Genomic DNA, 12,136 nt, shown 5'->3' on the forward strand with positions numbered 1-12,136 from the left:
CCCCTACCCGCCCCTTCCCGAACCATGGGGCTCCGCCCCCTGGACCCCGGACGCCCTTCGGGCGTGTCCTCAAGCGCCGGACGGGCTGAAAATCAGCCCCTCCGGCGCTTGAGGAGCGGGGTCCGGGGCGGAGCCCCGGTTGTGGGAAGGGCGGGTAGGGGAAGGCCCGCCGCAGGCGCAACCGCAGGCGCGCTACCCCAGGGGCGGGTCCTGGGGGTCGCGGTACATCGGACCGCGGCCCGACAGGACCTCCCCGTACGCCTGCATCAGATCCGGCAGCCGCAACGTGGCGAGGTCGTCCCGGGTCGGAGTGCCACTCCACCCGGACAGCCGCAGATCCCGGTACGCGCAGCTCTTCTCGTACAGCGTGCGCAGAAACCGCCCGTTCCCCAGCTCGTCGATCCAGCCCTGGTCCACCACATGGCCGCTGATGCTGCGCAGCTCCTCCACCGACTCCTCGTCCCACACGTCCCCGTTCTCCGCCGCCAGCACCTCACCGATCCGGGTGAGCTCCAGCGGGCGGTAGCTGGGGAAGTCGACGCGGGTGGTGAAGCGCGAGCCGAGACCGGGGTTGGCGGCCAGCAGCCGGTCCATGCCCTCGGGGTAGCCGGCGAGGATCACCACGAGCCGGTCGCGGTTGTCCTCGGCCCGCTTGAGCAGCACCTGAAGCGCCTCGTCGCCGTACGCGTCGCCCTTGCTGTAGCCCGAGTTGGACAGGCTGTACGCCTCGTCGACGAAGAGCACCCCGCCGAGCGCGGAGTCGATCAGCTCATTGGCCTTCACCGCCGTCTGGCCCAGATACTCGCCGACCAGGTCGGCGCGCCCGGCCTCCACCAGATGGTCTCCGCCGAGCAGTCCGAGGGCGTAGAAGACCCGGCCGAGGATGCGGGCCACGGTGGTCTTGCCGGTGCCTGAGGGCCCGGAGAAGACGAAGTGCCGCTTGGGCGGCTGGACCGGCAGGCCCTGCCCGGCGCGCAGCCGCGCCATGTGGAGCTGCGCCGACAGCGCCCGGACCTGCCGCTTGACCGGCTCCAGGCCGACCATGCGCTCCAGCTCCTGGAGCGCGCTCTCCAGCAGCACCGGATCGGAGGGGCCGGGCTGGGACGGCAGTCCGGCCCGGTCGCGCGTGCCGCCCGCGCCCATCACGGCGGGGCCCATCAGCGGCGGTCCATCGGGCCCCTCGCCCGCGGCGCGCGGATCGCGGCCGTCGGACAGCGTGTCGGCGGGGTCGGTGGCGGTGGCGTCCCGGCCGTCGGTGGTGTCCTGGCCACCGGCCCCGGCCAGCGATACGGCGGCGAGGTCCGCGGGCTCGTCAAGACCGTCGGACTCGGCTATCGCCGCCAGCCGCGCCGAGGTGTCCATGAAGGTGGAGTCGATGCGGTGCACCGCGCGGTAGAGGGGGAGCGCGGCGGCGCTGCGCCCGGTGCCCTCATGGGCGCGGGCGAGCCAGTAGCGCAGCTCCTTGCGCTGGGGCTGTTCGCTGCGACAGCGCATTAAGGCGGCGGCGAGCAGCGGTTCGGCCTGGCTGTACATCTCCAGCCGGACCCGCGCCATCCCGGCGAACAGACCGGCCTCGATGCCCAGGAACGGATCGTCCAGCAGCGGCTCGGTGTGGCGCACCAGCTGCTCCCAGTCCTTGACCAGATAGGCGCGGCAGGCGTGCAGGAAGCGAGCCTGCGGATCGGCCTCCACCGGAGGGCAGCCGGCCAGCGCCCGGTCCAGCTCGGGCACATGGCGGCCGTCGAGCCAGTGGGAGGCGTGGGCGAGCAGCAGGTCCCGGCTGGTCTCCAGCACGGGCTGGACCCACCAGCCCAGCCAGTACCAGGAGTTGATGGTGCGGCGGTGCCGGGCGCGCTGCTCGCCGAAGCGGTCGCGGTGCCGGTACATCCGCAGCAGCGCCGCCGCCGTGTCGGCCCGCAGCGCGTGCAGTCCGAGCCAGGCGTCGGCCATTCCCGGATCGAGCCGGGTGGCGGCCCGGAACTCCTCCTCGGCCTGTGCGTACGCGCCCATCGTGTAGGCATCGACGGCTCGCAGCCAGGCGAGGTCGGCCGGGGCGTGCGAACCCTGCGTGCCGAAATTCATCACGTCCCCCACAACCGCTGCCCCCGTGGATGCCGCAGGGGCGACTGCCCCTTTCGCATCGTACCTGCGCAACTCGCATGGGCCGAGGGTGCCGCACTGATGTTCGTCGCAATCACACAAGGTCGGGCGGGTGTGCGCGGGGGCGTGTAGGGGGCGCACAAAGGTCTGGGACGAGTCGTCACCCAGAGTGACGGAGCGGCCGCGCAAAGCAGCGGAAAACCGGCGCCAGACAGGACGAAGCCCCCGATCACGGGGGAACAACCGGGGGCTTCGCGTTGTGGGACGACTCGTACGAGTCGCACATTGAGAACGTAAGACCTGTATGGGCCCCAGGTCAAGCCGAGTTGGAGTACGCGTCATGCCTCGGGCGGCGGCGTCAGGTCCGGTCGGGGGCATCGGCTCACGCTGTGTGAGGCCAGGGGGTGTTTCCGTCGGTAGCCGCGGGTCCCGGTAGCACCTCATACCCCTCCTTCCGCTGCTGTACCAAGGCTCCTGCGTACGGACGGGACGGGTCGGCGGCGAAATGCGCACGCTCGGCGGGCAGCCATCCGTCCCAGAATGCGGACATCCCCGGGCCGTCCCGCAGCTGACCGCGCCGCCAGGAGTCCCGCTCGGGCAGATCCATCCACAACAGCTGCGCCAGCCGCGGGCGCGTCGCGCGGCGGCCGCTGCCGACGCCCTCCAGCAGCACGACCGGCGCGGGGTCCAGCCGCCGCCGGGCGGTGGCGAAGCGGCGCTCCACCCAGTCGTACGGGGCGTACCGCGCGGCCGTGCCCCGGGCCAGCGGGGCGAGGACGTGGGTGTGCAGCCGCCCGGCCCAGCCGAAGAGCTCCTCATGGGTGGCGAAGTCGTCCGTGTGCAGCACGGGGGCACCGCCGAGCGCCTCGGCCAGCTGCCCGGCGAAGGTGGTCTTCCCGGAGCCCGCATGGCCGTCCACCGCGACCAACCGGACCGGCCCGCAGGACGGCGGCAGCGCACACAGGCGCCGCGCCAGTGCGTCCAGGCTGCCAACCGGTCGGTAAGTTCGCATCGGGGACCACCATACGGCCCTTCGGGCTCGTTCACTCCATTGGTTCACACCAATATTGATGGAGCGGGCGCTGGGGGAATCACTGGCCTGAGACCACTCGCAGCGGCCATAGTTGTGCGACTGTCGCGCACCCGCCGCCCACTGGACCGGACGACGACTGGGGGAACCCCGCATGACCAGATCTGGATCCACGCCCCGCCGCTCCGTGCTCGCCGCCGCCCTCGGCGTCGCGGGCGCCGCCGCCGTCACCACGACAGCCGCCGCGGCCGCCGGAACGGCCCGCCCGGCCCCCGCCGCGAAACGAGCCGCCGGGGACGCCGCGGCCCCGGCGGGCTCGAAGGCCAAGCGGATCGCGGAGTACCACGGCTGGACCAGCCACGCCGACTGGCTGGCCGGTGCCGCCAAGGGCGTCCGAGCCGAGTCCGGCGCCCGCCCCGGCATCGTCGTCTCCCGCCCGCTGGGCAGCGTGGACTACACCGATCCGCACACCGGCACCAAGGCCGCCTGGGAGTACGCCACCTGGACCTCACCGGTGCGCACCCTCTCCGTGCCCGCGACCGAGGCCATCGTCTCCTGGAACGCCCGCACCCCGGCCGGCACCTGGGTCCAGATCGAGCTCAGGGGCACGTACACCGACGGCTCCGCGACCCCCTGGTACGTGATGGGCCGCTGGGCCTCCGACGACGGGGCCTCCTCCATCCGGCGCACCTCGGTGGACGACCAGAGCGACGACAAGAGCTCGGTGTGGACCGACACCTTCTCCATCGACGACCCGGCGACCGGGCTGCGGCTCGCGAAGTACCAGGTGCGGCTCACCCTCCACCGCAAGCCCGGCACCACGCTCACCCCCACGGTGTGGCGGGTCGGCGCGATGGGCTCGGACGTCCCCGACCGGTTCGAGGTGCCCGCCTCCACGCCGGGTCTGGCCAAGGGGCGCGAACTCGTCGTACCGCGCTATTCGCAGGAGATCCACAAGGGCCAGTACCCGGAGTACGACAACGGCGGCGAGGCGTGGTGCAGCCCCACCTCCTCGCAGATGATCATCGAGTACTGGGGCCGCAAGCCCTCCGCGAAGGACCTCGCCTGGGTCAACCCGGACTACGCCGATCCGCAGGTCTGCCACGCCGCCCGGTCGACCTTCGACTACCAGTACGAGGGCTGCGGCAACTGGCCGTTCAACGCCGCCTACGCCGCCACCTACCGCGATCTCCAGGGCGTGGTCACCCGGCTCGGCTCGCTCACCGACGCCGAGAAGCTGATCGAGGTCGGCATTCCGCTGATCACCTCGCAGTCCTTCCTCAAGACCGAGCTGGACGGCGCGGGGTACGGCACCTCGGGCCATCTGATGACCGTCATCGGCTTCACGGCGGACGGCGACGTCATCGCCAACGACCCGGCCTCGGCCGACAACGAGGCGGTCCGCCATATCTACAAGCGGCGGCAGTGGGAGAACATCTGGCTGCGGACGAAGCGGTACAACGCCGACGGCAAGGTGGTCTCGGGCACCGGCGGCGTCTGCTACCTCTACTTCCCGGCCAAGCCCACCGCCGCCCAGCGGCGGGTGCTGAAGGAGCTCGGCATCCGCTGACGGGGCTCAGGAGGCCGCGTTACGCCGCGGCGCGTACCTCCCGCGCGGCGTCCGCGTGGAGCGCGACCCGGACCAGGGCGGCGGCCAGCCGGGGAAGGTCCTTCTCGGGCACCAGCCCCTCCAGCGACCGCGCGCTCTTCGGCAGCCCGACCCGCTCGGCGCCGTCCAGCGCCTTGCTGTCGAAGTACGGGGCGAACTCGGGCCAGACGCCCTGCACCTCGCGCAGGAAGATGTTCACCCCGGCCGGCCCGATGCCCTTGACCCCCTGGAGCAGCTTCTTCACGTCCCCGGCCTCGCGCAGCCGCCGCAGATCGCCGCCGTACTCCCGGTTCACCAGCTCGGCCGCCTCGCCCAGCTGGCTGGAGGTCCGCTCGTCGTAACGCCGGTAGCCGCCCTCGCCCAGTGCGTCGACCCGCTGCTGCCAGGTGGCCTCCGCCATCCGCCGCGGGTCGCGCATCCCGGCGTCGAAGAGGGCGCGGGCGGCGGCGACGGCGATGTCGGAACTGATCCGCGCGGACAGCAGATGCGCGAGCACCAGCAGCTGGTAGAGCGGGCCGGGGGTGTCGCGGAGTTTGATCCCGGCCTCGGCGGCGAAGGTCGTGCCCTGCTGGTCGAGCAGAGCGCGCGCCACACTCTTGTCCTTGTCGCTCATTGCCCATCCCGCCTCGTGGTGTGGTGCCGTTGCGTCGGTCACGGGTGCCCGGCGGGGCCCCGATCACTCGGGGCCGCTCCGCATGATCTTCCAAATGCGGGTGGCGACCTGGAGGTTGAGCCTGCTGTCCACGTCCGTGAGATCGCATCCGCCGATCTCGCGGATGCGCTGGAGCCGGTAGCGCAGCGTCGAGCGGTGGATCACCAGCGCCGCGGCCGTCTCGCTGTAGTTGCCGCCGCGGTCGAAGTACTCGCAGAGGGTCTCCACCAGGTCCGTGTGGTGCCGGGCGTCGTAGTCCAGCAGCGGGCCCAGCCACTCCCGGACGAACCGCTCGACCTCCCGGTGGTCGTCCCCGGTGGGCAGGATCCGGTAAAGCCCCAGATCGTCGTAGCACGTCATGCCGTACGGGCTGTGCGAACGGCGGCGCACCTCCAGCGCCCGCAGCGCCTCCTGGTACGAGCGGGGCACCTCGTGCGGGGTGTCGCAGGACGCGCCCACCCCGATCGCCCCGCTGCAGGTGCCGAGCTCACGGCTCAGCGCCGAATGCAGCGACCGCTCGCCCGGTGCGCTCTGGGCCACCAGGACGGCCGTGTCCGCGCGCAGGGCGGGCAGGATCCGCAGGCCGAGACCGTTGGCCGCCCGGCTCACGGCCTTGAGGAAGACATCGTCGGCCGGGCGGTCCGTCCAGCGCACCACGATCACATGGTGCGGACCGTGCAGATCGTGGCCGACCGCCTCCGCGCGGGCGTACGCACTGGTGTCCTCCGCCGCACGGGTGTTGGCCGCCGCACTGCCGCTGCCCGCCACGCTGGTGTCGCCCGCCGCACTGCCGTCGCCCGCCGCACCGGTTTCGCCCATGCCCGAGAGCAGATCGTCCACCAGCTCCCGCCGCAGCCGCAGCTCCACCTCGGCCAGCTCGCGCACGTGGGCCAGCTCCAGGCCCAGCGAGGTCGCGGCGTGGTCCAAAGCGCGAACGGCCCGCTCATCGGCCCTGCCCTCCGGATCCACCAGGGACAGCGCGCCCAGCACCTCACCGCGCGGATCGGCCACCGCGACCAGCCGGTCCCGCACCCGCACCGGACGCGGCCGGCGGGCGGCCTCCCGCAGCAGTTCCTCGCGCCGCTCCGGATCGGGCTTGGGGTAGGGGTCGGGGCGGCCCGGCCCCGCCCAGGCCCTGAGGTTGCCGAACCGGTCCTCGGCGGCGGCCGCGAGCCCGGTGATCCGGTGCAGTGTCCGGACGATCCCCTCCTCGCCGTCGCCACGGGCGGCCGAGCGGGCCAGGGCGTCATGCACCTCCCGCAGATGGCAGAGGTCGGTCAGCGAGGAGTCCAGCCGCCGCCGTATCGCCTCCCGCTCGTCCCACGCCCGGCGCAGCTCCAGGGCCTGGTCGCGGGCGCGGCGGTGTGCGGCGGCGGTGGACAGCGCCGCGGCCGTCTGTCGTACGAGCAGGGTGAGCAGCAGCCGTTCGTCCTCGCCCGGCCGGTCGCGGTAGCTCACGACCAGGGCACCGTACAGCCCGTCCGGCGCATGCGGCTTGTGGGGCCGGTCCGGTTCATGCGGCCCGCGCAGGCCATCCCGCTCGCGCAGTCCGAAGGCCCAGCCCCAGGCCCGCCGGGGGAACCGCACCGGCCCGTCCCGTCCGGCCAGCTCCCTCACCTGCGTGTCCAGGGCCTCGGTGGCCCGCTGACCGTCGTACGGACAGCGGACCAGACCCTTGCCGAGCCGTAGGTAGCCCGCCTCGGCGCGGCCGGTGCCGACCGCGCTGACCTGGGCCATCGCCCGGCGCAGTATCTCCGCCTCGTCCTCGCCGTCGATCCCGTCGAAGCCGGTGAACAGGGTAAGACAGCGGCGCAGCAGCAGATCCTGGGCGACACCTGGTGGGGCCATGGGGTCACTCCGTGCGTCCTTATGTGTCCCGTGCGTCGTCGTGCCTCCTTGAGGTGACGTAACCTCCTTGCGCCTCCTTGTGGAGATCCAGCGGCCGAGTACCCCTATTCATGGCAATTCACCGCATGAGGGCGAAAAGGCTGCACGGATTTCGATCCGTGGGGTGCGGGGCGGCCGTACGGGCCGGGGTCTCCGCTGCCTCGGACGCGGAGATCCCGGTGTGACGTTCAGGCGCGGTGGACGTGATGGATTTCCTAATTCGACTGCTCACGCCCGGGGTTGGCGCACTGCCAGAACGGGGCTCCCGAACGGGTTTCGCCGAGGCGCTTTCAAAGGCCCGCCCTGTGGAGGGCCGAGGTCAGCGCGGGGTTTGGGCCGCTGGCAGATGACTCTGACAGGTGCTCGACAGCCCCCGGCGGCGCCCGTCTCCATGATCAGATCCGGACTGAAGTTTTCCGTTTTTCCTTTCCTCATCGAACGGTTGATCAGTAATCTCGCCTCAGCAGCGGGTTGCCGTGCCGCTCTTCGTCGTGCTCCACTTCCCCGAGGACGCGGACGACCCGAGGGCGGCCCCGGAAGCCGGAAGAGGGCGAAGGAAGTGCAGGACGTGGACTGGCGGCCGGAGGGCATCGACGCCACAGGCGAGGGCGCGGCAGGCTACAGGGACACAGCCCATGGCGGCTGCCCCGGGGAGCGCACGATATGACTTCCGAATCGGGCGGGCCGAGATGTGACCGCGGCGCCGGGGACGCCGCCGGACACCCCGCCCCCAGGGAGAACGAGCCGCTGAGGCGATTCGCGGGCATCTGGTGCCGGGCCGTCCACCCGCTGGCCGCCACCACGATGACCCCCGAGGAGTTCGAGGGGTATCTGCTGCCGCTGGCCCACCGGTTGAGCGCCGCCCTGCGCTCCTCCCCCTTCGACACCGAGGCCGCGTACGAGGTCGGGGCCGCGCTGGTGGACGCCCAGTGCACCGAGCCCGACGCGCTGCCCGCCATCCTGGGCGTCATCGACGCACATCTGGTGTCCTGCTCGTCCCCCGGGGTGACACTCTCCCCGCCGTCCGGTGAGTCGTTCCCCGGGACATCCAGCGAATCGATCCCCGGGCCATCCAGCGAATCGTTCCCGGACCCGTCCGACGAGCCCTCCCACGAGCCCCTGGCCGACGAGGAGGCGCGCGCCCGCTGTGTGCGGCTCCAGCACGCCCTCGCCGCCGGATTCGTCCGCGAGCTGCGCGAGCGCGAGCGCGATGAGCAGGAGGCCATCTCGCGGGCCGCGATGGCCGCTCGGACCGAGGCCGAGAAGGCGCTGCACGCGAGCGAGGCCAAGTTCCAGGCAGTCTTCGAGGGCGCCGTCATCGGCGTGGGCATCGCCGGACTCGACGGCCAGGTGCTCGTCGTCAACGACGCCATGGCCCGGATGTTCGGCGGGATGGACTTCTTCCGCCCCGGCCGCAACGTCACCGAGTTCGTCCACCCCGACGACGTCCCCGGCGCCCATGAGCTCTACCGCGAGCTGGTCAACGGGGAGCGCGACCACTTCCGTATCGAGAAGCCGCACTACCGCGACGACGGCAGCGAGCTGTGGACCAATCTGACGGTCACCCTGCTGCGCGACTCCAGCGGCGCCCCGCAGTACCAGCTCGCACTCGCCGAGGACATCACCGAGCACCGGCTGCTGCGGGAGCGGCTGCGCTACGAGGCCACCCACGACGAGCTGACCGGACTGCCCAACCGCACCCTGTTCCTGGAGCGGCTGGACCAGGTGCTGGCCGCCGACGCCGACGCCGAGCGGTTCGGCGTGTGCTACCTGGACCTGGACGGCTTCAAGGCCGTCAACGACAGCCTCGGGCACGTCGTCGGCGACCGGATGCTCAAGACCGTGGCCGAACGCCTCCAGCGCTGTGTGAAGGCTCCCGCCGAGCTGCTCGCCCGGGTCGGCGGCGATGAGTTCCTCGCCCTGGTCACCGGCCCCGCCGCGCAGGCCGACGGCGCCGGGCTGGCCCGCCGGATGCTCGCCGCGCTCGCCGAACCCGTCCGGATCGAGGGCCGTGAGCTGCGGGTACGGGCCAGCATCGGCGTGGTCGACGGCCGGGCCGGGGAGATCGGCCGGGCCGAGGTGCTGCGCAGCGCCGACATCACCATGTACCGGGCCAAGGCCGCGGGCGGCAACCGCTTCGAGATCGCCGACGCCGACTCCAACGCCCGGGTGATCGCCCGTCACAGCCTCACCAACGGGCTGCCCTCCGCCCTGGAGAAGGGCGAGTTCTTCATCGAGTACCAGCCGCTGGTGCGGCTCACCGACGGCACCGTGCGCGGCGCCGAGGCGCTCGTACGCTGGCTGCACCCGCTGCACGGAGTGCTCGGCCCCGACCAGTTCATCCCGCTCGCCGAGGACACCGGGCTGATCGTCCCGCTCGGCCGCTGGGTCCTGGAGCAGGCCGCCCGGCAGGCGCGTGAGTGGCGCGACGCCGCCGAGGACGACGCGTCGCTGCGCGTCAACGTCAACCTCTCGCCGTGCCAGCTGAGCCATCCCACGCTGGTCTCCGACACGGTGGCGGTCCTGGAGAACGCCGGGCTGTGCCCCAGCGCGCTGTGCCTGGAGGTCACCGAGAACGACCTCATCGGCGCCGACGAGTCCGCCCTGCGGCCGCTGCGGCAACTCGCCGACCTCGGCGTGGACATCGCCCTGGACGACTTCGGCACCGGCTACTCCAACCTGTCGTATCTGCGCCGGCTCCCGGTCTCCCAGCTCAAGCTGGACCGTTCCTTCACCCGGGGCATGCAGCGGGCCCCCGCCGATCCGGTCGACGTCAAGATCGTCGAGGGGATCGTCTCGCTCGCGCACACGCTGGACCTCGCGGTGACGGTCGAGGGCGTGGAGACGGCCGTACAGGCCGAGCATCTGCGGGGGCTGGGCTGCGACACCGCGCAGGGCTGGTACTACGCACGGCCGGGCCCGCCCGAGCGGCTGCACACCCTGGCGCTGGCCGACGCAAGCTGAGGGCGCGAGGATGTGGGGTTCCCCCGCCCCCGCCCATCCGACGGCGTGCCGTGCTCAGCTCGCCGTGTCGTCCAGCAACCGTGAGCGGATCAGGAAGCGCACACCCTCCGGCGCCTCCAGGGAGAAGCCGCTGCCGCGGCCCGGCACCACGTCCACCGTGAGATGCGTATGGGCCCACAGCTCGAACTGCGAGGCCGACATCCAGAAGCCCACCGGCTCCTCGACCCCGTCCACCTCCAGCTCCCCGAGCAGCACATCCGATCCACCGGTACGGAACTCCCCGAGCGGATAGCACATCGGCGCGCTGCCGTCGCAGCAGCCGCCCGACTGGTGGAACATCAGCGGCCCGTGATCCGCCCGCAGCTTGCGGATCAGCTCGGCCGCGGCCGGTGTCAGCGCGATACGGTCCATGGGCGTTCCCTCTCCGTCATGCTGGACATGCTCACCGAGCGGTCAGAGGCCCGGCCCAGCGAACCCCCTGCCACGTTGCGAGAACGTTGCCCTCACCAAGCTCCCTTCACCAAGCTCTCTTCGCCACGCTCCCCTCACCACGTTGCCATCATGGCGCTGCCATCACCATGTCACCGGCAGCTCGCGCAGCCCATAGGTGTTCTTGTCCGTACGGACGTGGATTTCGTCGAACGGAACGGCCGGCCGCAGGGCGGGGAACCGGTCGAAGAGCCTGGCGTACGAGCAGCGCATCAGCGAGCGGGCGAGCTGCTGCCCGAGGCACTGGTGAATGCCGTAGCCGAACGCGGCGTGGTGGGCCGCCGGGCGGGTGACGTCCAGGGTGTCGGGCGCCACGAAGTGCTCCGGATCGCGGTTGACCGCGGGCAGCGCGAGGGTGACCGAGTCCCCGGCCCTGATCAGGTCGTCGCCGACCTGGACATCCTCCAGGGCGGTGCGGATGGGCCCGAAGTGGGTGACGGTGACATACCGCAGCAACTCCTCCACGGCTGAGTCCATCACGGCCGGGTCGGCCCGCACCGCGTCCAGCTGCCCGGGGTTCCGCATCAGCGCGAGGGCGCCGAGGGCCAGGGTGTTGCCGGTCGACTCGAAGCCGGCGGTGAGGATGACCATGCCGATCGTCGCGGCCTCGTCCTCCGGCAGATCGGGCTCGGCGGCCAGATGCCCCAGGAGATCCTCCGCCGCCCTGGTCTTCTTCTGCCTGATCAGCTCGCGGAACCGCTCGTGGATCGCCTGCGTGGCGCGGGTGATCTCATCGGCGCCGGAGTCGAGTTCGAACAGCGCGGCCGATTCCTTCCGGAACCGCTCACGGGTCACGTCCGGCACGCCCAGCAACTCCGTGAGGAGGTCGAGTGACATCGGCATGGCGAAGTCGGCCACGAGGTCGGACGGTGGCCCCTGCCGCTCCATCGCCGCCAGCCGCCCGTCGGCCAGCTGCTCGACCCTCGGGACCAGCCGGTCCATGCGGCGCACGGTGAAGTGGCGGGTGAGCAGCCGCCGGTAGCGCGTGTGCTCGGGCGGGTCCATGCGGTGGAAGACACCGGGCGGCACCGCACGCCGCGACTGCTCGGCCTCGGAAGAAATCGCCACCGGCATACGGGCCAGGTCGGCCCGGTTGCTGAATCGGCTGTCGCCGAGCACCAGCCGAGCGGCCGAATATCCGGTGACCAGCCATCCCAGATGGCCGTCGGAATAGTGCATGCGACTCAACGGGCCTTGTTCGCCGAGCCGCAGGAGTTCGGTGGGCAGTTCGAACGGACACCGACGCGTGGTGGGCACACCGGTGGGAATCGGAAGAGCGTCCGTCATCGTATCTTCCTCTATGTCCGGATCACGAGTCTTCGTGACCTTGTTCGCGGGAAGGGAAATTTCTGAGTGGCAGGATGGTGCCATACGGCCCCCCAGGCCTGCCGACGACTCTTGTAGC

8 protein-coding genes are annotated in these 12,136 nt (G+C 71.7%); 2 read left to right on the top strand and 6 right to left on the bottom strand.

Translation table 11 applies throughout. The features are described 5' to 3' along the window. Window positions 1-192: 192 nt before the first annotated feature. Window positions 193-2,082, bottom strand: coding sequence for an AAA family ATPase (locus J2Z30_RS37845; protein ID WP_044568476.1), 1,890 nt, complete (start codon window positions 2,080-2,082; stop codon window positions 193-195). A gap of 400 nt (window positions 2,083-2,482) precedes the next feature. Next, window positions 2,483-3,112, bottom strand: a complete 630-nt coding sequence (locus J2Z30_RS37850) for a uridine kinase family protein (protein ID WP_044568475.1) — start codon at window positions 3,110-3,112, stop codon at window positions 2,483-2,485. 172 nt (window positions 3,113-3,284) lie between these two features. Here J2Z30_RS37850 and J2Z30_RS37855 point away from each other — a divergent pair, with 172 nt between their 5' ends. Continuing rightward, window positions 3,285-4,700, top strand: a complete 1,416-nt coding sequence (locus J2Z30_RS37855) for a C39 family peptidase (RefSeq protein WP_044568474.1) — start codon at window positions 3,285-3,287, stop codon at window positions 4,698-4,700. Between the two features lie 19 nt (window positions 4,701-4,719). Here J2Z30_RS37855 and J2Z30_RS37860 read toward each other — a convergent pair whose 3' ends face one another. Together J2Z30_RS37860 and J2Z30_RS37865 are read right to left on the bottom strand one after the other, a co-directional pair. Continuing rightward, the gene (locus J2Z30_RS37860; protein WP_044568473.1) at window positions 4,720-5,352 is read right to left on the bottom strand and encodes an HhH-GDP family DNA glycosylase; all 633 of its coding nucleotides are present in this window, start codon (window positions 5,350-5,352) and stop codon (window positions 4,720-4,722) included. 63 nt (window positions 5,353-5,415) lie between these two features. Next, entirely contained in the window at window positions 5,416-7,239 is a 1,824-nt protein-coding gene (locus J2Z30_RS37865) for a PucR family transcriptional regulator (protein ID WP_052701276.1), read from the bottom strand. Between the two features lie 702 nt (window positions 7,240-7,941). Between J2Z30_RS37865 and J2Z30_RS37870 the strand changes: the two genes are divergently transcribed. After that, entirely contained in the window at window positions 7,942-10,242 is a 2,301-nt protein-coding gene (locus tag J2Z30_RS37870; protein ID WP_044568472.1) for a putative bifunctional diguanylate cyclase/phosphodiesterase, read from the top strand. Window positions 10,243-10,296: 54 nt separating this feature from the next. Here the strand turns inward: J2Z30_RS37870 and J2Z30_RS37875 are convergent, their stop codons facing one another. Together J2Z30_RS37875 and J2Z30_RS37880 are read right to left on the bottom strand one after the other, a co-directional pair. Further along, window positions 10,297-10,653, bottom strand: coding sequence for a DUF779 domain-containing protein (locus J2Z30_RS37875; protein WP_020866974.1), 357 nt, complete (start codon window positions 10,651-10,653; stop codon window positions 10,297-10,299). 162 nt (window positions 10,654-10,815) lie between these two features. Beyond that, window positions 10,816-12,018 carry a cytochrome P450 gene (locus tag J2Z30_RS37880; RefSeq protein ID WP_044568471.1) on the bottom strand — a complete coding sequence of 401 codons (1,203 nt, stop codon included), beginning with the start codon at window positions 12,016-12,018 and terminating at the stop codon, window positions 10,816-10,818. Between the last annotated feature and the right edge of the window lie 118 nt (window positions 12,019-12,136).

This window comes from Streptomyces iranensis, assembly GCF_017874715.1.
In the GTDB taxonomy this organism is placed as follows: domain Bacteria; phylum Actinomycetota; class Actinomycetes; order Streptomycetales; family Streptomycetaceae; genus Streptomyces; species Streptomyces iranensis.